Source organism: Gracilibacillus orientalis (genome assembly GCF_900114645.1).
Lineage (GTDB): Bacteria > Bacillota > Bacilli > Bacillales > Amphibacillaceae > Gracilibacillus > Gracilibacillus orientalis.
Genome location: NZ_FOTR01000001.1, coordinates 63,312 through 84,525, shown reverse-complemented (window position 1 = coordinate 84,525; position 21,214 = coordinate 63,312). Strand labels below are relative to the sequence as shown.

At 35.3% G+C, this 21,214-nt stretch carries 19 protein-coding genes and 2 pseudogenes; 14 read left to right on the top strand and 7 right to left on the bottom strand.

Annotated features, from left to right (window positions below; translation table 11 throughout):
• Positions 1–86 precede the first annotated feature (86 nt).
• From BM121_RS00385 to BM121_RS00370, 4 genes are all read left to right on the top strand, one after another.
• Entirely contained in the window at positions 87–1,823 is a 1,737-nt protein-coding gene (locus tag BM121_RS00385; protein WP_091479463.1) for a methyl-accepting chemotaxis protein, read from the top strand.
• A 228-nt stretch (positions 1,824–2,051) separates the two neighbouring features.
• Positions 2,052–2,267, top strand: a complete 216-nt coding sequence (locus BM121_RS00380) for a YdbC family protein (RefSeq protein WP_091479460.1) — start codon at positions 2,052–2,054, stop codon at positions 2,265–2,267.
• A gap of 277 nt (positions 2,268–2,544) precedes the next feature.
• The gene (glnA, locus tag BM121_RS00375) at positions 2,545–3,915 is read left to right on the top strand and encodes a type I glutamate--ammonia ligase (RefSeq protein ID WP_091479458.1); all 1,371 of its coding nucleotides are present in this window, start codon (positions 2,545–2,547) and stop codon (positions 3,913–3,915) included.
• Positions 3,916–4,014: 99 nt separating this feature from the next.
• Entirely contained in the window at positions 4,015–5,232 is a 1,218-nt protein-coding gene (locus tag BM121_RS00370; RefSeq protein WP_175495254.1) for an EAL domain-containing protein, read from the top strand.
• Between the two features lie 99 nt (positions 5,233–5,331).
• Here BM121_RS00370 and BM121_RS00365 read toward each other — a convergent pair.
• From BM121_RS00365 to BM121_RS00355, 3 genes and pseudogenes are all read right to left on the bottom strand, one after another.
• Positions 5,332–6,892, bottom strand: a pseudogene (locus tag BM121_RS00365) (IS3 family transposase).
• Between the two features lie 64 nt (positions 6,893–6,956).
• Positions 6,957–7,187, bottom strand: coding sequence for a hypothetical protein (locus BM121_RS00360; RefSeq protein ID WP_091479453.1), 231 nt, complete (start codon positions 7,185–7,187; stop codon positions 6,957–6,959).
• A 128-nt stretch (positions 7,188–7,315) separates the two neighbouring features.
• Positions 7,316–7,699, bottom strand: coding sequence for a helix-turn-helix domain-containing protein (locus BM121_RS00355; protein WP_245780693.1), 384 nt, complete (start codon positions 7,697–7,699; stop codon positions 7,316–7,318).
• 285 nt (positions 7,700–7,984) lie between these two features.
• On the opposite strand from BM121_RS00355, the gene BM121_RS00350 reads away from it, so the two are divergent.
• Positions 7,985–9,193 carry a GHMP family kinase ATP-binding protein gene (locus BM121_RS00350; protein WP_091479448.1) on the top strand — a complete coding sequence of 403 codons (1,209 nt, stop codon included), beginning with the start codon at positions 7,985–7,987 and terminating at the stop codon, positions 9,191–9,193.
• A 108-nt stretch (positions 9,194–9,301) separates the two neighbouring features.
• Here the strand turns inward: BM121_RS00350 and BM121_RS00345 are convergent, their stop codons facing one another.
• Positions 9,302–9,514, bottom strand: a complete 213-nt coding sequence (locus BM121_RS00345) for a helix-turn-helix domain-containing protein (protein WP_091481199.1) — start codon at positions 9,512–9,514, stop codon at positions 9,302–9,304.
• A 209-nt stretch (positions 9,515–9,723) separates the two neighbouring features.
• On the opposite strand from BM121_RS00345, the gene BM121_RS00340 reads away from it, so the two are divergent.
• Positions 9,724–9,897 carry an aspartyl-phosphate phosphatase Spo0E family protein gene (locus tag BM121_RS00340; protein WP_091479445.1) on the top strand — a complete coding sequence of 58 codons (174 nt, stop codon included), beginning with the start codon at positions 9,724–9,726 and terminating at the stop codon, positions 9,895–9,897.
• An 82-nt stretch (positions 9,898–9,979) separates the two neighbouring features.
• Here BM121_RS00340 and BM121_RS00335 read toward each other — a convergent pair whose 3' ends face one another.
• Positions 9,980–10,441: a competence protein ComK gene (locus tag BM121_RS00335; RefSeq protein ID WP_091479441.1), complete on the bottom strand. Its 462-nt coding sequence runs from the start codon at positions 10,439–10,441 to the stop codon at positions 9,980–9,982.
• A complete protein-coding gene (locus tag BM121_RS00330) occupies positions 10,438–10,737 on the bottom strand; it encodes a helix-turn-helix domain-containing protein (protein WP_091479438.1) in 300 nt (99 codons plus the stop codon). Before BM121_RS00330 ends, BM121_RS00335 begins: the two co-directional genes overlap by 4 nt.
• 378 nt (positions 10,738–11,115) lie before the next feature.
• On the opposite strand from BM121_RS00330, the gene BM121_RS00325 reads away from it, so the two are divergent.
• The 3 genes from BM121_RS00325 (at position 11,116) to BM121_RS00315 (ending at position 13,718) form a co-directional block, all read left to right on the top strand.
• Positions 11,116–11,607: a sigma-70 family RNA polymerase sigma factor gene (locus BM121_RS00325; RefSeq protein ID WP_091479435.1), complete on the top strand. Its 492-nt coding sequence runs from the start codon at positions 11,116–11,118 to the stop codon at positions 11,605–11,607.
• 200 nt (positions 11,608–11,807) lie between these two features.
• Positions 11,808–12,536, top strand: a complete 729-nt coding sequence (locus BM121_RS00320) for a nucleotidyltransferase family protein (RefSeq protein WP_091479431.1) — start codon at positions 11,808–11,810, stop codon at positions 12,534–12,536.
• 15 nt (positions 12,537–12,551) lie between these two features.
• Entirely contained in the window at positions 12,552–13,718 is a 1,167-nt protein-coding gene (locus BM121_RS00315; protein ID WP_091479428.1) for a nucleotide sugar dehydrogenase, read from the top strand.
• A 113-nt stretch (positions 13,719–13,831) separates the two neighbouring features.
• Here the strand turns inward: BM121_RS00315 and BM121_RS22325 are convergent.
• Positions 13,832–14,063 (bottom strand): annotated as a pseudogene (locus BM121_RS22325) (transposase); the annotation flags it as partial.
• 347 nt (positions 14,064–14,410) lie between these two features.
• On the opposite strand from BM121_RS22325, the gene BM121_RS00310 reads away from it, so the two are divergent.
• From BM121_RS00310 to BM121_RS00290, 5 genes are all read left to right on the top strand, one after another.
• A complete protein-coding gene (locus BM121_RS00310) occupies positions 14,411–15,547 on the top strand; it encodes an ROK family transcriptional regulator (protein ID WP_091479425.1) in 1,137 nt (378 codons plus the stop codon).
• Positions 15,548–15,638: 91 nt separating this feature from the next.
• Positions 15,639–16,901 (top strand): ABC transporter substrate-binding protein, encoded by a 1,263-nt coding sequence (locus tag BM121_RS00305; protein WP_091479422.1) that lies wholly within the window; start codon positions 15,639–15,641, stop codon positions 16,899–16,901.
• 99 nt (positions 16,902–17,000) lie between these two features.
• Positions 17,001–17,861: a carbohydrate ABC transporter permease gene (locus BM121_RS00300; RefSeq protein WP_217649286.1), complete on the top strand. Its 861-nt coding sequence runs from the start codon at positions 17,001–17,003 to the stop codon at positions 17,859–17,861.
• Between the two features lie 2 nt (positions 17,862–17,863).
• The gene (locus BM121_RS00295; RefSeq protein WP_091479415.1) at positions 17,864–18,688 is read left to right on the top strand and encodes a carbohydrate ABC transporter permease; all 825 of its coding nucleotides are present in this window, start codon (positions 17,864–17,866) and stop codon (positions 18,686–18,688) included.
• A 9-nt stretch (positions 18,689–18,697) separates the two neighbouring features.
• Positions 18,698–21,211, top strand: coding sequence for a hypothetical protein (locus BM121_RS00290; protein WP_091479413.1), 2,514 nt, complete (start codon positions 18,698–18,700; stop codon positions 21,209–21,211).
• Positions 21,212–21,214 lie beyond the last annotated feature (3 nt).

The window sequence follows — 21,214 nt, the reverse complement described above, 5'->3', positions numbered from 1 at the left end:
TATCCTTTGTTGTTTTTTTATCTTTTTCTTTCTTTATTGAAATTTTTAAAATTTTGTCGATATAAGGGAGGGAAGGGGAGAACAACTTGAAGAAAACTCAGAGTATATCATTTAAGTTAATTGCATTGATTACAATAATTACAGCTGTTACGGGTATTATAATTGGTATTTTTAGTTATGAAGTAGCAAAAGGTCAGCTGTTAGAGTCAGGGGAAAGTGAATTACAAAAAATTACAGATGGAGCTTACACTGTTCTGGAATTATTGGAAGAAGAAGTGGAAGCAGGTATTTTAACAGAGGAAGAAGCAAAAAATAGAGCAAGAGAAATATTAAACGGCCCTGTTGAAAATAATGAGTATGATTACACACAGACAAATTTTGTTTATAAAGATCATGGATATGTACTTGCTTATGATCAAGATTTAATCTTGCAGCTTCACCCGACCAAAATTGGTGGTGAGCCGGCTGATGAGTTAAACAGAAATAATCGTACACGCTTGGTAGAAGCGGGAACAGAAGCAGATCCATCTGATAGATTTGCCGAATATAGTGATGAGCAATCAGATGGCAACTATCGTGATAAAACAGCCTATATGAGATATTTTGAACCATGGGATTGGACAGTTGGTATTACAGTATTTCAAGATGAACTTTATGAAAATTTACATGTATTACAAATTGTTATTTTTGTCATTACAATCTTAATTATAATAGTAAGTTCCATATTGTTTTATGTTTTAACTCGAAAGAAATTAAAATTATTAAAAGATGTTGCAAATCAAGCGACCAATATATCAAATGGGAATATTACTGAATCCTATTTACCAGAATCAAGCGATGAAATTGGTATACTAGCTCATTCCTTTAATAAAATGTCTAAAGAATTACGTAATCTTGTTACAAGTGTGCAGCAATCTAGTGATCACTTATTAGATTCCGCAACAGATCTATCAGCGATTTCGGAGGAAACATCAGCTAGCAGTGAAGAAGTTGGCAATGCTATGAATGAAATCTCAAAAGGTACACAAGAGCAAGCAAATGATTTAGAGGATATCCATTATCGTGTGGAAAAGTTAACAGAAGCTATTCATCAGATGAGAGAACAAACAGATAAAATGGACCAAATCACGCATCAATCTGAATCATTATCAAATGAAGGGATTGAGATTGTATCAAAACTTCAACAGTCAAACCAAAATTCCGTTAAAAGAGCTAATGAAATATCAAATGATATTCGTCACCTTCATCATAAAGTACAAGATATTACGGCAGTCATGGATACGATTGAGCATATTGCAGAAGAAACTAATCTTCTAGCATTAAATGCAAGTATTGAAGCAGCAAGAGCAGGTGAATATGGAAAAGGTTTTGCTGTTGTAGCAGATGAAATTCGTAAGCTTGCGGAACAGTCAAAAGAAGCTACACATCAAGTGCAAAATGTTGTGTCAACGATTGTCTCGGAAACAGACAAAACCGTACAAGCTGTCGAAGAGAATCGTACGTCATCTGAAGGTTTAGATCATGATGTAAGACAAACAGAAACGAAATTCATGGATATGAAAAGTGCTGTAGAAGAAGTTGTTACGGCTATTACAGTAGTGAAAACAGAAATAGGTGGAATTACAACAGAAGCGGAAAAAATGAATGAAAATGTAGAAAGTATTTCAAGCGTTTCGGAGGAAACAGCTGCTTCCATTGAAGAAATCACTTCTTCCCTTGATGAACAGATTAATGCCGTTAGTAATGTGGCAAGTTCAGCAGAAGCTTTAACAAGATTGAATCAAGACTTAAGTGATTTGTTAGAAAAATATAAACTATCATAATGGCTTAATTTCACAAAAACATTGAATCCCTCAGTTTCTTCACATAAAATAGGTGTAGAAGAAACTGAGGGATATTTTTAGAGTGACCAATTTTTGGGTAGTTATTTACATGATTTTTTAGCAAAGAAAACTACTAGCATTTGAAAAAATCCATATGTTATTAATTTATCAAGACTGACAACTAATCTTCGTAGTGGAATATGGAGAATAAGAGTAGGAGGAATTGACATGGCAGGTATTAAATATGAGATCATTGAACAAGTGGCCGTCCTGTCTGAATCACCAAAAGGATGGAAAAAAGAAGTAAATCTTATTAGTTGGAATGACCGTGAACCAAAATACGATATTCGTGACTGGGCACCAGATCACGAAAAAATGGGAAAAGGGGTCACCCTTACTTCAGAGGAATGGCAAGCATTAAAAACATTTACCAAACAACCATAACCATTAAACCCGGTATCCTTAGATAGGAACCGGGATTTTTTGTAAGGGAGTCAGAGAAATATGTCGTTTCTACTACATTTTTAAATTTTTTTATTCATATTCAAGTAGTCCTTTATCGCGATTTGACGGTTATTTGGAGCAATTATAGCTGGGTAGAAAGCACAAAAAGTTTGTCAGATTTTCTTACAAAAGTCATGACGTTATCTTTCAGACTATTGTAGCATTGTTAATAACAATAGATGTTAAATAAAGTTACATGGAAAAGGGGAAATGAAAAATGGCAACAATTGCTCCAGAGAAAACAGTGGACACTGTATCACAATTAGAAACGATTAAAGAGGAAATCAAAACAAAACATGTGGAATTACTACATTTACAATTTGTTGATATCGAAGGTACATTAAAACAGGTAACAGTAACAGCAGAACAATTAGATGATGTTGTAGAAGGTGAAACAATGTTCGATGGTTCATCCATTACAGGTTTTACACCGATTAATAAATCAGACTTATACTTATTACCAGATCTAAACTCATTTGCAGTTTTACCTTGGACAGAAGAAGAAGATTACTCAGAAGCACGCTTTTTATGTAGCGTAACAAACCCTGATGGATCATTATTCGAGGGAGACCCGCGAAACATTCTAAAAAAAACAGTAGATGAAGCGAAAGAAAAAGGTTTTTCCATAAATGTAGGGCCAGAGTTAGAATTCTTTTTATTTGAAGCAGATGAAAATGGCCAACCTACTCAGCAAGTACATGACAAAGGTGGTTATTTCGAACCTGCACCATACGATTTAGGTGAGCGCATTCGTCTAGAAGTTTATAAAACATTGAAAAAAATGGGCTTTACCATTGAAGCATCTCACCACGAGGTTGCGGAAGGGCAACATGAAATCAACTTCAAATTCGGTGATGCACTAACAACTGCAGATAACGCAACTACATTTAAATGGGTTGTTAAAACAGTTGCACAGCAATTCGGTTTACGCGCAACATTCATGCCTAAACCAGTATTTGGAGAGAATGGTAACGGAATGCACGTTAACATGTCTTTATTTGATGAAAAAGCAGGGAAAAATGCATTCTATGATGAATCTGATTCTCGTGAGTTATCAGAAACAGCGTACTCGTTTATCGCTGGTTTGTTACACCATGTACCATCGTTTGTTGCGTTTACTAATCCATTAGTAAACTCTTATAAGCGTCTAGTTCCAGGTTATGAAGCACCTTGTTACATCGCATGGTCTGCTTCAAACCGTTCCGCACTAGTTCGTATACCGGCAACTCGTGGAGCAGGGACTCGTGTTGAAATCCGTTGTCCAGATCCAAGTGCTAACCCATACTATGCCTTTGCTAGTATTGCAGCGGCTGGTATTGATGGAGTGGAAAAATCTCTACAAGCACCTAAAGAAACAGTTGATGATATTTTCAGCATGAGTGATGAAGAGTTAGAAGATCATGGTATTGAAAACTTACCAACTACATTAGGTGAATCCATTCAAGCATTAGAAGCTGGTGAAATTGGTAAGAAAGTTCTTGGGGATTATGCGTTAAATGAATACTTATCATTGAAACAAGATGAGTGGAACAGTTATCGTATAGCCGTTACAGGATGGGAATTAGATCGATATCAAGCGAAGTTCTAATTGAAGTATAAAATAGTCTGAATTCCAATCGGATTCAGACTATTTTTTTGATTAAACGATTATGGACAGTTACAATTAATGAAAGAGAGGGGAATCAAGATGGATCCTTTAGATGTAATGATGCATGCAGATAAAGTGAAGCCCTATTTTCAGGCGATATATAGTGCCGATAGCCATGAAGTAACCGGTTATGAAGTTTTAGGTAGGTTGGAAATAGATGACAAAGTTATTCATTTAGGTTCATTTTTTCATGATACGAATGTGCCGGATGATTTTAAAATGGAAATTGATCAAAAGATACAAGACATGGCATTAAAGCAGTATATCGAGCAAGAAATGGATGAGCATTTGTATTTGAATGTACACGCTAATTACTTTGCCTTAGACAAGGAAGATCTATTTCTTAATCATCTGCTGAAGTATCAGGAAAAAGGTCTTGATCTTTCTAAAATTGTAATCGAAATTACCGAGCATCATTTTCGCGGAGATATTGAACTAGTGACACATACATTTAAATACTTAAAAACACTGGGAGTTAAAGTAGCCATTGATGATCTAGGAACAGGAACGAGTAATTTAGATCGGATTAGCCTCATGGAACCTGATATTTTAAAAGTAGACTTGCAATCACTTCAAAGTGAATCGAATTCTAATGGTTTTCACGGCATTATTTATTCCTTAGCGTTGTTTGCACGTAAACTTGGAGCAGAATTATTATTTGATGGTATTTCATCTAATTATCACTTTCATTATGCATGGAGGAACAATGGCCGATTTTATCAAGGAAGTTTTTTGACAGAAACTTCTGATGCTTTTTTGGCAAAAGATGTACTGAAAGAACGTTTTCGCCAGAATATTCAACAATTTATTAAGGTAGAAAGAGCCAAACTGTCTACTAAATTTGAGCTGACAGCTACATTAAATCAACAGGTTCAGGAACACTGGAAGCTAGTGAAGAAGAATAAGAGTTTAGATGAACAGGTTGATAGTCTAGCAAAGCAGATGGAACACATTTTTTTCCGAATTTATGTAACAGATGAAGATGGGTTTCAAAAAACCGTTAACTTTATTCATCTAGAGCAGGAATGGGTATGGGATGAGACAATAAAAGGGAAAAACTGGAGTTGGCGACCATACTTTATTGAAAATGTGATTCGTATGAAAGAAGAACAGTCTGGAATTCTTTCTGATCTATACAACGATATTGAAACAGGTGATAGGATTCGTACTTTTTCCTATCCATTAGCTGACTCTTTATATTTATTTATGGACGTTTCATCAATGTATATGGATGAGAATGAAGATTTATTATGGTGAACCTGATTGATGAGATAGGACAAAAATTCTAATAATAAAGCGCATGAAATCTGAACTGCCCCCTGTCAAGTAGACAGTGGAAATAATAAAAAATGTTTATTAGGCGGCCTTAGCCCTATACTCCATGGGGCTTAGGCCATTTAGTCGTTTTTGGTATCGTTCGTAATTATAAAATTGAATATATTCTTCAATGGCTTCAACCAACGCTTCGTACGTGTGATAGTCTTTTTGATGTAAATAATACTTTTCGCATTTCAATGTCCCCCAAAACGACTCCATTGGACCATTATCAATGCACCTTCCCACTCTCGACATACTATGCTTCACCCCAGCATTATCAATGATATATTTAAAGCCAGGTGAGGTATATTGATAACCACGATCACTATGGATTAAAGGTTTCGCATCTGATGACGTCTCTAAAGCTTGTTTCAACGTGTCAAAGACCAATTGATTATTGTTAGAAGTACAGATTTTATAGCTTATAATGGATCCATCATACAAGTCTAGAATGGCACTTAAATAAGCTTTTTTGGACATGCTATATTTGAATTCCGTAACATCTGTAACCCATTTTTCGTTTGGTTTTGACGCTGTGAAGTCTCGATTCAATAGATTGTCTGCAACATGTTGTGGTGTGGACTTTGAATAACGCTTTTTCTTTCGGCGAATGACAGCCTGTATCCCTGCTATATTCATGAGACGATAAATACGTTTGTGATTAAACGGGCGGTCAAATTGACGTTCCATATTCATGGTCATACGACGGTATCCATAAATCCCATTCACTTTTTGATGAAGATTTTCCATCTCCTCTAATAAAGTTTCATTTAGTTTATCCTCATCTGTTGGTGTTCGATTCAACCATTTATAATAGGAGGCACGTGCCACCTTTGCTATTTCGCATAATAACAGAATAGAAAAATTTTCTTCCTCGTAAAGTTGTTGAATCGCTAAATAGCGATTTTCTAAACGAACACGGGTTATGACCGCCCCCTTTCGATCTCCTCTAACTTTTTTAAAAAGGCATTCTCCGCTCGCAACCGTTCATTCTCTTTTTCCATCCGACGTATCTCTAACTTCATTTTTTCTTCCGGTTATAATTCTTCCTCTGTTTTAGAACGACCACGTCGGTCTTTTAACGCATCCCATCCACCAGCTTCATATTTTCCACCCATTGATAGACTTGTTGGTAAGATACTTGATTTGCTACCGCCGTTTTATGATAATCCTATGATTGGCTAAAGCGTCTTGTACAATCTCAATACGTTTCTGCCACGTGGTTTTTCTCCCTTTAGTCATAGAGCGACTCATTCCTTCCGGTTGTCCTTTTATTTCTCTATGACCATTATAATCTTTCATCCATTTTCTTAAAACAGATGTGCTGGAAATCCCATGCTTTTCTATGACATCTCTTTGTGAATAGTTACCTGACAGGTAATCTGATATGGCAACTAATTTCATTTCTTTTGTGTAGGTTTTATTGTGGGAAGTCCCCTTTAAACCTTCCACACCGTATTTGTCCACCATTTTCATCCAATGCACAAGGGTGGTATTATGTACACCGTACTTTCGCTGGATCTCACTTAAGCTATCCCTGATTTTCATAGGCATCCAATACTGTCCGTTTAAATTCAGCAGTATGACCTTTTCTGGACATAAAAATATCTCCCCCCAAGTAGCAGATTTTTATTTTTTAATCTGTCTACTTAGAAGGGAGCTTATCACAGTTCTTCATTATGAGTTTTTACTTCATCTAGTTCTGCATAAACAGTTGAATCATCCACTATAACCGCGAGGACAAACAAACTTATTCCTCCCAATAATGATAAGTAGAAGATTTTCTTAGATAGTACTCTTTCTTTGTTTGTTATTTTCTTAATAAAATGAAAGCTAAGATAAGTAATAGAAAAAATAATAGCAAATAAACCAACTAACTCTAAAATGGCCATCATAAAAAAACACCTCCTTTCCATATGTTGAGAGCAAATGAAGAAGAAGGTGGAGTAAACATGTTGATCATTCTATTTTCTTCTTTAATGAAGTTCGCTACATTTTATGTACTCATTTATTAGAGAAGGGTTTATTTTTTTAGATAATTTTGTCTATCTAAGACCCATTCAAAATGGCTTACTACTTCTTTTAGGTTATCATCAGTCAGTGAGTCCCAATGTTCTGATAGATGGATTGACGCTTTTTGAGCGCCTATTCGGTCTAATATCGGTAAAAGGTCATTTAAATGATCCTTTCTGTTGTAGCTAAACTCTTTACCACGTAACAAATAATCCAAGGAAACATTAAATAAATCAGCTATTTTTATAAGTGTATGGTAATCAGGAGTACGAACTCCTCTGACATAATGTCCAAAAGTATTTTCTGAATAACCAAGTTTTTTACTTATTGTTTTGTAGTCATAATTAAATTGTTCACAAAGATTTTCTAATCGTAACCCTAGTTTGTTTTCCAAAAACATCACATCCTGTTTGAGAAAAAATTACCATAATAAAGGGTGAATGTTAGGGAAACAAACTATATATGTTCTAATTTAGTTAAAACACACTAAGTGTTTGCGGTATTTGAGTTTTCACTATTAATAAATAACTCAAAGATTCCCTATCATTTGGAAAATGTAATAATCTTGATATGGTAAATATGTTATAATGAAGAATGGTATTTAGCTTCAAATTATATAATTTATGTGTGGAAAAGAAGTTTAAAGTCATGAGTAATCCATGTAAATGGGGTATTTAAAATGCAGGAGCTTTTTGAGACATTTAAACAAATATACAGTGAAAACCCAGCCTATCTTGTACGTTCACCACTTCGTATTTGTCCATTAGGTGCACATGTAGATCACCAAGATGGATTGGTTACAGGTATGGCACTTGATGCAAATGTCGAAATGGTGTTTGCTCCTTCAGATGACGGCTATATTAGGGTTAGCAGTATGGACTTTCCTGATGAAGAATATTTCCATATTGATCAAGTTCCTATGATGCTACCTCACTTTTGGGGGAACTATATTCGGGGAGCAGTGTTGTCATTACACCGAGACCATAAACTGCAAAATGGATTTCGTGCGGTTATTAGCGGGAAATTACCAATAGGCGGACTAAGTTCTTCTGCTGCCGTAACAACTGCTTATTTGATGGCTTTATGTAAAGCTAATAAACTTACTATTACTAAGGAAGCTTTGATTTCCTACAGTCACTGGGTAGAAACCGAATTTATCGGCTTAAAGAACGGTATTCTTGATCAATCGGCTAACATATTAAGCAAAGATAATCATTTACTTGTGATGGATTGCCATACAGAAGAACACCGATTAGTAGAGAAAGCTACTACTATGCCGGAAGTTGAAGTAGTGATCGTATATTCAGGTGTAAGTAAAGCATTGATCGGTACAGATTATAATAATAGAGTGGATGAATGTAAGGTGGCAGGCTGGATTGTGGAAGAATTAGCTGGTCTTGAACGAACCGCCTTGCAGGATGTGAAACTAAGGGATATTTCAGAAGAACATTATCGTAAGTATCGTGACCACGTACCAGGCAAATTCCGTAAGCGACTCAATCACTTTTTTACTGAACAGGACCGTGTACGGCAAGGAATTGAAGCATGGGAACAAGGGGATATTGAACAGTTCGGCAAATTGATGTTTGAATCAGGTGAAAGCTCGATTCATCAATATGAATCAGGCTGCCCAGAATTGATCACTATATATGAAGTATTGAAAGAAACAGTAGGTGTATATGGAGCCCGTTTTAGTGGGGCAGGTTACAGAGGCTGTTGTATTGGGTTAATTGATCCAGCATATAAAGAACAAATCAAAGCAAACATGGACGCTATTTATCCGGCCCAACACCCAGCATACAAAGACGTCTACAAAGTCCACTTCTGTAAAACCAACAATGGAGCCCACCTCGTGGATCAAGAGGACAAGGGAACTATCCTTAAATAAGAATCGGCCTGGCCATTTCTATAAATAGTACTTAATGATAGTTGTCCCAAGATGAAATGTATCTTGGGATTATTTTTTTGCGATAATTATCCTTATCAATCTTTCTCTTCAGACTGTAAAATCAATTATTTCCCGAATATCTTGAATGTCAAGTGCTTCAGCAATTTTCTCAATATGTTGAAAGTTAATATTCTGTCGTTTTTGATTAGATAGTTCACTAAGTGTCGCATGTCTGATATCAGTTCTTCGGGTAAGCTCTCTTAACGAAATATCGTGTTTATTTAAAATACTATTAATTTTTACAATCACTTTTTTATGAATCCATCCTTCCAAATCCACTAAGCGACATTAACAAAAAAGCAATCGTCAAAACTCAGATGGTGATTACAGACAACACAAAGAAAACATCATTATTTGGTACTAAATAACGTACCACTTACATGTTAATACTATGGTATATTCAATTTAAAGTTAACTAACTTATGTTTAAGGGTGTATTATTGTGCTTGTAGATAAAGGGGATTCAAAATATGGGCAATAGGGAAATCGATGTAGAATTATTATTAGAACGAATTGAGGTTATGCGAAGAGAATTATTGGATAAGGGATTTCGAGATGGTTTAACCGCACCCTCTACTTTAGAATATAGTGAATTATTAGATGAGTATATTAAAGTTTATCAAAAATTGAAAAAAGATACATAATTTGTTTATAGAGCCTAATACGAAACTAATGATTGATAATACTCTTCCTCTTGTTCAATCATGTTTGATTGATATTGAAGCATTATAATAATTGATCAAACACTACCTTACACATTCCGGTTCGATCATATTGTTCTTTTATAGTATATATGGAAATATCCAAGGTCAGTAATTTCCCGTTAATTAAAAGAACAACTGTATTTGTGATATTGTTTTTCGTCTCGGTGAAGATATCTTTCACTCCATGGAAAAACAGCCAACAACAATTATCATTTTGTGGTGATTCGGTAGGGAAGGTATAAATTGCTTTGGATGCAACAATAGGAATGGGTGTTTTTTGGTGGAAATCTAAGTGGTGTTGTACGGATTTTTTACGCCCATCATATGCAGCGCCGTAATGCATACAGTTTTCTTTTATGATTTGTAGTGGAGGAGAAGAATGGTGAATTTCCTTCTCCATTTCAACTATTTTAGACTGATGAAATATATCTTTGTTTGATATAATGGCTAAGGTTTTTCTTGTTATCCGATAATCTTTCATCATCTCTTTTTCTTTTCCTTTCGATTTGTTACTTCTTTTACTTGCTCTTGAAAGGACTGGTAGCCATATGCTTTGAACTGTTCTTCTACAAAGGAATAGGGAACGTTTAATAACTCTGTTAATTCTACAAAGCGGGATATTGCTAGATTAAGCTCACCCTTCTCAAATTGCTGAATGGAACGAACGCTCATATGTAAAGTCTCGGCTACTTCACTTTGGGTCCAGCCTATGGTAATACGCTGTTTCTTATAATATTCTCCTAATACGTATAGAAAATTATCTTTTTCCAATTCATTCATAATAATTCAACCTCTTAACTATTCTCCTAAAATAAAAAAGAGGTTGGAACGAAATATATTTCGTGTTTAAGTAAATTATGTAATTTAAGAATAGCATCACCATAATGGTCGGAAGGTGGATCAAAGAGAATATGGTTAAGGTCACTTGTTAATTTTTCAGAAAACAAATTTATTGAAATATAAATACCATCATATTTTCATCGAGTTATTAGATAATCTGTTTTTAACGATATAAAATAACTAAACAACCATAACTTTTTTTATTTTCATATGTTAATTAAAAAATATCTTCATATGACATCTATCTCGAACTTTTATATGATCACTTTACCGCGGAATACGAACGGCAAGTGCTTGTCATATAGGAGTCACCTAGTGATGAGATTTGAAGATGTTTTAAAGGATTCTGAAAAAATGATTTATCACATCATGCACAAATATCAAATTCGAGATGTGGAAGGGGAATTTTATCAAGAAGGATTAATTGCTTTATGGCATGCATTTCAAAATTATGATCCATCGAAATCCAAATTTTCTACCTATGCTTATTATTGTATTACAAGAAGGTTCATTAATAAGATTCGTAAAGAAAATCGTGAACGAGATCAATTTCAGAATTGGTTGGATCAAGTAACAATAGAAGATTTGCTAATAGAGGATGAGTTGCATATAGATACAAAGTTACTATTAGATATTCAAAGTCAGTTGTCAGATAAACAGTGGCATTGGTTCTTTAAATTTGTGTTGAAAGACCAGTCAGTTAGAACCATTGCGAAAGAAGAAGGTGTAACGGAAAATGCAGTGAAAAACTGGGGAAAGCTTGCTAGAAAGAAAATTCAAAAGGTGTTGGTGGAAAAAGGATACTTTTAACTAATAAAGGCACACTACCTATTTTTTTACTATAGTAACGCAAGATAACCCAGTGAAAATCTGTTATAATTGTAAATGTTGTAAGAAATCTATTTAAAAATTCTACAAAGTTCAGTTCTGTAAAACTAATAATGTTGCCCACCTCATGGATCAAGAGGACAGCGGGAACTTGTCCTTATCATTATTTTGGAGGGAAGAAGATGAAATGTATTATACTAGCTGCCGGCTATGCGACCAGATTATATCCCTTAACCAAGAATAAAGCGAAACCTTTATTGGAAGTAGCAGGGAAACCGATTCTGAATCATATCATCGAAAAGGTCGAAAAAGTCGATTCAATAGACGAAGTATATATTGTTACCAATGAGAAGTTCACGCCAAGTTTTCAAGAGTGGGCAGTAAACTATCAAGGAACTAAGAAAATAAGTGTTGTTAACGACCACACAACAACCAATGACAATCGATTAGGTGCAATTGCTGATATCCAACATGTATTGGATCAGCATGAGGTGGACGAAGACATTATGGTCTTAGCTGGTGATAATCTCTTTGATTTTGAATTGGTTGATTTTGTTCACTTTTATCAAGAAGTGAATGCAGACAGTATTACGACACATGAATTAGATGACCCTGAAGAAATGAAACGTACTGGTATAGTTGAAGTGAACGAAGATGGTGTTGTCACATCTTTTGAAGAGAAACCAGAAGAACCGAAATCGAACTTAGCTGTACCACCTTTTTATCTATACAAGGCGGAGACTTTACCATTATTTAAGCAATATTTGGCAGAAGGAAATAATCCTGATGCACCGGGTTATTTTATTCCATGGCTGATTCAGCAAAGAGAAGTATATGCTTTTACATTTGAAGGCTTACGACATGATATTGGTACGATTGACAGTTATAATAAAGTACAAGAATTATATTAGAGGTGAATAGAAAAAATGAAAATAACAGTAGCGGGGACAGGCTATGTCGGACTATCGAATGCCGTGTTATTAGCACAGCATAATGAAGTGATTGCAGTTGACATTATGGAAGAGAAAGTCAACATGATTAATAACAAGCAGTCACCGATTGTCGATGAAGAGATTCAAACGTATTTAGAAACGAAAGATTTGCATTTGGTAGCTACAACAGATGTACGTAGAGCATATGAGAACGCTGAGTATGTGATTATATCTACACCAACGAACTATGATCCGGAACGTAATTATTTTGATACCAGTACGGTCGAGAATGTTATTGAGACCGTTTTGGATAGTAACCCAGAGGCAGTTATGATCATTAAATCAACGATTCCAGTTGGTTACACATTAGAATTGCGAGAAAAGTATAATACAGACAATATCATTTTCTCACCAGAGTTTCTACGTGAAGGACAAGCACTATATGATAACTTGTATCCATCACGAATTGTAGTTGGAGAAAGATCAGAGCGTGCTAGTACGTTTGCTAATCTTCTAGCAGAAGGTGCGATCAAAGAGGATATTGAGATTCTTTATACAGACTCCACTGAAGCAGAGGCGATCAAGTTATTCGCGAATACCTATCTTGCTATGCGTGTTTCCTTCTTCAATGAATTGGACACTTATTCGGAAGTTCGTGGATTAAATGCGAAACAGATTATTGAAGGAGTCGGCTTGGACCCGCGTATTGGCGACCACTATAATAATCCATCCTTTGGTTATGGTGGTTATTGCTTACCGAAAGATACGAAGCAATTACTTGCCAATTATGAGGATGTACCGAATAATATTATCGGAGCGATTGTCGATGCTAATAGGACACGTAAGGATCATGTTGCGGACAGTATCCTAGCGAAGAATCCATCTGTTGTCGGTATCTACCGTTTAACAATGAAAACAGACTCTGATAACTTCAGACAATCTGCCATTCAAGGTATTATGAAACGAATCAAGGCAAAAGGTATAGACATTGTTGTCTATGAACCAGTATTGGAAGAAGAAGAGTTTTATGGTTCACGAGTGGTCAACGATTTTAACGAATTTAAAGAAATATCAGATGTTATTGTTGCGAACAGATTGACAGATGAAATTAAAGATGTAGCGGATAAGGTTTATACGAGGGACTTGTTTAGTAGAGATTAATATATGGATTGCCCCCTGGTTGCTTTTTGAGTGGTCAGGGGGTTTTTTTGGTAAGGTAACTTCTATTGTTTGGGGAGTCTTGCGAACAGTGTGAGCTACTGTTTGCATAGTCCGTCATTGACTCGGAAAGAATGGCTATTCACTTTATCTAAACCAAAACCGTTCTTAGCTTCCTTGATGTAGTTCTCCATCGCACCTCTTTTTTATGAAATAGGACAATACACTCAGGATAAAAGAGTCGACTAAATGAATCACTAGGAAAGTATGTTTATACAACAATTCGCCTGCGGGACGTACGGATTTTATAATCACTTTTCTAGGTATCAACCAATATTTTGCTTGATAAACAGTGTATGCGCAACCAAAGAGGAGGTCATATTTAACTTGAGAGGAGGATTTATTATAGTTGTTCAGAAAAAGTTTGGAACTTTTTTGGAGCTAGTATTATAGGTGCTACATGCAACTACTTGGAGGTGTTTACACCTCTGTGTATTATCGTTTGTAAACAAAAAGGAATGAAATAATGTTGATAAAGTTAAATACTGGAAAGAGGTGGGCTATCATAATTGTATGCTTACCACGACAAATAAATTAAAGTGAAAGCACTTGCATTTCAGAAAAAATCTGTTACTATTAAGTTAGTTAGATTTTAAAACAAACTAACTTATGAAGTTTTAGTTAGGAGTAATTATATGGAAAACAATTCTGTAAGTAAATTTGATGTGATTAAAAAGATTAATCGTTCTTTAGTTCTAGATAGAATAAAATCAACAGAAATGATTAGTCGTACAGAAATTGCAAAAGATTTGAAATTGAGTAAGGCTACTGTGTCTGCAGTTGTAGAAGAACTATTAGCTAGACAACTTGTAGAAGAAGTAGGAAAGGGTGAATCTACTCAACGTGGTGGGAAAAGAAGATCTATGCTTCGATTTAATCCAAAGTCCAAAATTGGGATTGGTGTAGATATAGGTGGTACGAAAATTCAAATCATAATGACAGATTTAATTGGTGATCAAGTATATGAAAAAAGAGTTGAAGCAACAAATAATTTTGAAGAAATAATTGAGCTTATTGAATTAGCTATTATCGAATCTAAAGTAGACAGAGAACAAATCATTGCTTTAGGAGCAGGGATACCAGGTTTCACCAATCCTGAAACTGGTATTGTGTTTGATGCACCAGCGTTACAATGGAATGATATAAATGTTCGAGAGTCCTTGCAAAACGCTTTTCCTTTTCCGGTATTTATAAATAATGATGTGAATTGTGCTGCACTTGGAGAAAGATGGTTAGGATCTGGTGATAAAAGTGATGATATGTTTTTCATCGCTATTGGAACAGGTATAGGGAGTGCTATTATTTCAAATGGAAAACTAGTTTATGGAACAGATTATAAAAGCGGCGAGATCGGTTATCAAATTTCAAAAAAGGATATTCGATCCGGCTACAAAAGTAAACCTGGTATGTTTGGTTTGTTCGAGCAAAAAGCCTCTGGTGAAGGATTAAGATCAGCAAACTACACAGCAAAAGAATTATTTAGAGAATACGAGAATCAACATTCACAAGCAGTTGAGATCATTAATAACTTTATCGATGAACTAGTTGTTGTAATTGTAAATAGCATTAACTTATTAAATCCCGAAAAAGTTATTATAGGAGGTGGTGTATCGGAATCTATGGGAACTGTTTTACCTCATATTCAAAGTTTGGTCAATCAACTAACACCAATTAAAAGCAAAATTGAATTAGCAAGTTTGAGTAGTATGGCAGGGGCGATCGGGGCAGTCAATTATGCTTATCAAGAATTAGAGGAAAATAACCTTTTGTAAAAGGAATGTAATAAGTATGTTCAAATACTTATTACGCCTTGCAAGAAATGAAAACGATTAATTATTGACGATTAATAGGAGGAATAAAAAAATGAAAAATAAAATCTATTTATTGTCTATGGTTCTTGGACTATTTATCTTACTATCCGCATGCTCTGATAATAGTGATAGTACTTCTTCAGATGGAGAAGGTGAAGACGAAGTTACTTTGGATGTTATCTGGTTTAGCGATGGTAATGAGGGAGAAGTGTTTAAAGAAATAACAGACAAATATACAGAAGAGAACCCCAATATTAAGTTTAACATCATTGACACACCGTATGACGATCTAATGACGAGAATTAGAACAAGGGTCTCAGGGGGAGATGCGCCTGACCTGGCAAGAATTTCAGGTGTCAATCATGTCCAAGAGGCCTTGCTAGATTTGTCACCTTATTTAGAAGATAAACAGGCTTTTTTGGATGAATTTGTGGATGTTGCGATACCAACGGTTGAAAGAGGCGATAAAATTATCGGTATACCAACTGATGTAACAGCTCATGGATTATTTTATAATAAAGAACACTTTGAACAAGCAGGAGTAGAGGTTCCACAATCTACTGAAGACGTATGGAATTGGGAGGAATTTAAGCAGGCTTTGACTCAAGTGAAAGAAAATAGTGATGCCCGTTTTGCTTTAGCATATGACTTGTCACCTTCCAGATACTCTACATTAATCTATCAAAATGGTGGAAGTATATTTTCCGACGATCAACAATCATTAGTAATTAACAACTCGGAATCAGTTGAGGCGCTGGAATATTTTAAAGATCTACATGATCAAGAGTTAATTCCTAGTTCTATTTGGTTGGGTGGAGAAAATCCAAATTCATTGTTTAGATCAGGCCAAGCAGCAATGCATTTCTCTGGTAATTGGAATATCCAAAGCTATGAAGAAAATGCCGACTTTGAGTGGGGTGTTACCTATATGCCGGAAGGTTCGCAACGGTCTTCAGTAGCTGGTGGTAAACAAATAGTAGGATTTAATGATTCAGAACATAAAGATGCAGTTGCCGACTTTTTATTATATTTTTCATCACAAGAAGTAAATGCTGAATTTGTGAAAGAATCCTCTTTCCTAAGTACGCGTGCAGACAACGCGGAATTAGACTACGAGGTTAGAAGTGAGGAAATGAAAGTTTTTGCAGATGAGTTAGCAGTTACTTCTGAACTTCCCACACTTGATTGGGAGAACCCTAATATGCCGTCAGTAGAGACTTTGATTACAGAAAATGTTCAAAAAGTTTTATCAGGAGATATAGAACCACAAGAAGCGATGGATGAATTGGTAGATAATGTAGAACTAGAAAATTAGTAGCAAGATGTAACGGTTAAGAAATATGCTTTTGCTGATAGAAGCAAAAGCATATTTCTAAATACTAGCTGAGATAGCAAGCGTTAGGAGATGAGATTTATGAAAACACGCTCGTGGGTTCCATATGCATTTCTTCTACCAAATATGCTGATCTTTGGTATATTTGTTGGTTTACCTGCCATATACGGAGTGTACTATTCATTCACAGAATGGGATGGTATCTCAAGTCCTGTATTTATCGGATTGGAAAACTTTCGTCACATTCTGACGGATCCAAACTTTTTGGATATGCTAAAACGTACATTTATTTATGTCGTCTTAGTTGTTCCTTTTACAGTAATTAGTGCCCTTGGGTTAGCGTGGCTATTGACAAGGAAGATTAAATTTGCCAATTTTTTTAGAACCATTTTTTATTTACCTGTCATGATTTCTTTCATTGTAATAGGGCTAATGTGGAACTGGATATTACAAGTAGACACTGGATTAATTAATTATCTTCTTTCCCTGATATCCATTGATCCTATTAATTGGTTATTAGACCCAGTCATGGCGAATATATCCGTAATCATTGTCACGATATGGGCACGTGTAGGTTTCTTTATGGTTATTTTTATAGCGGGTTTACAAAATATTTCACCAACCCTTTATGAAGCAGCTGATATTGATGGTGCAAGCGACAGGGTAAAATTCTTTAAGATAACTTTCCCCATGCTGAAGCCCATCACATTGCTAGTTATTATTCTTAGCTTTATTGAATTCTTTAAGACGTTTGCGTTAGTTGTTTCCTTAACGGGAGGCGGTCCAATTAATTCTACCAAGTATTACGTGCAATATACGTATGATGTAGGTTTCAACCAAGGTGAATTCGGAGTTGGTAGTGCACTTTCATTGATATTGTTTATCATCATGGCAGTTATTACTTTAATACAATGGAAGATCAGTGATGGGGGGCGTGTATAACAATGACACAAAATAAAAAATCCCAATGGCTCATTTATACCATATTAATTATATTGTCCGTGTTCATGCTTTTTCCAGTTTTATGGGTGTTAAGTTCCTCTCTCAAGTCTGGTACAGAGTTGTTTTCTTGGCCACCAACTATTTTTCCGAATGATATTACATTTGATAATTACATTAGTGCTTTCAAAGAGGCGAATTTCGGTCGTTACTTGTTTAATACAGTATTTGTAACGATAGTGGCTACCGCTCTTACACTAATCATTAACACTATGTCTGGCTATGCTTTAGCAAAGTTCCGGTTTAAAGGGAGTACAGTCATACTGATTTTATTTTTATCTACATTAATGATTCCATTAGAGGCACTAATGATTCCTATGTTTGTCGTTCTAAAAACATTAGGATTGTATAATTCGATTTGGGGGATTATTATACCACCAGCAGCAACACCAACTGGCGTGTTTCTGATTAGACAATATATTCTTTCATTACCTGATGAAATGATTGAAGCAGCAAAAATGGACGGAGCCAATGAATGGCAAGTTTTTATGAAAGTAATTATTCCTCTATCTGCTCCTGTTATTGCAACGCTCACCATTTTCTCTGTAATGTGGCGTTGGCAAGATTATATATGGCCATTAATTGCTATTTCGGATACACGCTTGTATACGTTAGAGCTAGCAATTGCTAACTTCGTTGGAGAATATTCGGTTGATTGGGGGCCACTTTTAGCAATGGCAGTTGTCACAATGGTACCTATGATAATCGTTTTCTTATTTTTTCAACGTTTCTTTGTGCAAGGAATTATGGCTACAGGTGTAAAAGAATAGGGGGTTATGATGAATAAATTAACATATTCTTTAAAGCAAGGTGAGTCATTAAATCGATGGTTGATCCTTGAAATGCTAGAAACCAAGAAGCAATTTGACAAGTCAACCCAAGAGGGAAATATTAATGATTGGTTGTTGAAGGGACACGCCATTCATGAATTTCCAGGCAAAAAACAATTTTTGAAAGAGAGGAGTTCTCAAGAACCACTTGTAACAGATTCATCTAATATATTTCCAGGAGCAGTGCAAAAAATTAAAGATGTTCCTAAACAGTGGTTGATTTACATGCCATTTGACAATTCGGTGGTGGAAAAAGAAGGTTTTTGGAATGTCCCTACCCACCTTGAATCAAGGGCATATACAGAAATTTATTGTGAAGTAGAAGGTGATTATCACTTTTCATTGGCTACATGTGGCGGGTTGAAAATATGGTTGAATAACCATCCAGAAGTTCATTTTGAACCTTTTGCACGTAATCAATTAACTTATACTTCCATCCATTTGCCATTGAAAAAAGGTAACAATAAAATAGAAGTGTATTTTGATGACCTTGCAGAACGAGATACAAAATTCTCATTTAGGTTGGATTATTTGGGTAAAGATGAGTTAGAAATTCAACTACCAATTGGAAATTACTCTGCTAATGAAATTATCCATTTAGAACAATTGTTGGACGGAGCTTATTTTCCAGTTGATACTTTCAAACGTGGTAATGTTGTGTTGCAATTTGATCGTATCGTTGAAATAAACTTTTCGTCGCGAGCTACTATGCAAGTGGAAAGGTGTGTAAAGCAAATTGTTCAATGTGATGTGAAGCAGGGAAGTACAGAGGTAGTACTGGGGAATATTCATGATTTTCAAATAGGTTATACAGCGATAGAAATGGAGATTATGGTTGGCGATATTTGCATAACAAAACATTTTGGAATCGAAATATATCCAGAAGTTTATTTGAAATTACAAACAGATCATATAGAGGATAGAAAAAGAATGGCTTTAGATTTTACCTCTATACACGGTGAACCAAATATGCATAAACTGCTTTCTATTTTGTATTGTAGTGAGGACATTGGCTCATATGAGTTAGATCCGCAAATGTTTCACGATATATTGGAAGATGAAATGAAGAAAATTAATGAACGTAATGATTGTAGTGATTTTAGCTTAATTATGTTTTTTAGATTACTACATGATTACCACAAGAGTGATATCGTCACAGCTAAAACAATTGATCGAATCAAGCAAATGATCCTTCATTTTAGATATTGGATGGATGAGCCGGGTAATGATGTAATGTGGTTTTTTAGTGAAAATCATGCACTTATGTTCCATACATGTGAAATACTAGCAGGTCAAATGTATCCAGATGAACATTTCACAAATGCTGGAATTTCAGGGAGGGAGCATTATCAAAGAGGCGAGGCAAGATTGAATGCATGGTTCGAACGTTTTTTTGATGAAGGATTATCCGAATGGAACTCAGCTCCTTATATACCTATTAATGTTATCGGATTAACTATCCTTTATGATCTCACAGATTCCAATATATTGAAAGTTCATGCAAAAAGAGCATTGGATCAAATTTTTAAATGGCTTGCGATTAACAGTTACCATGGATATTTAACATGTTCACAGGGACGTGTATATGAAAAAGAGTTAAAAGGAAATTACAATACCCAAACTACTAGTCTGGCTTGGATTGCTTGGGGAGAAGGAGCTCTTAATTATTCAACGTTTGGTTCTGTTGCTTTATCTCTTTCTGATTACATTCCACCTGCGAAATATTCAAAATTTTTGTCTGTTTCCAATGGCAATGCTCTTTCCTATCTTCATAAACAAGGTCCAGACGATTTTGCTAATCTGTCCACCTATAAAACATCCGCATACATGCTTTCTTCTGCTTTACAGTTTAAACCAGGAGAAAAGGGTTATCAGGAGCATGTATTACAAGCGAGTATTGGTCCAGAAGCGAATGTATGGGTCAATCATCCAGGAGAAAAATCGGTTCAAAGTAGTGGCAGACCTAGTTACTGGGCAGGGAATGGATATTTGCCTAAAGTAGCTCAATATAAATCCATAGCATTTGCCATATTTAATATCGAAGAGGAACATGATGTAGATTTTACACATGCGTATACCCCTTTATTTGCTTTTGACCACTCTCTGATCGCTGATGATTGGATATTTTTACAAAAAGGTGATGGTTATATTGGTTTATTCGCTCAGAATGGCATACAACTTGTTGAGGATGGTATAAATAAAAAACGAGAGGTTATTTCTTCAGGTAGAAATAATGTGTGGATAGTACGGATGGGCTCTAGCGAAGAATTTGGTAGCTTTGATGCTTTTCAGCAAATGATGATCGAAGCACAGATGAAGGTAAGCAATTCGCAAAAGATTCTTTGGAAGGATCCTCATATCGGAACATGTTCATTTAGTTGGCATGATGATTTAAAAGTAAATGACACACAGATGACAGTACAAAACAGAACGATTGAGGGCGATATTAACTTTTATAAATAAGAG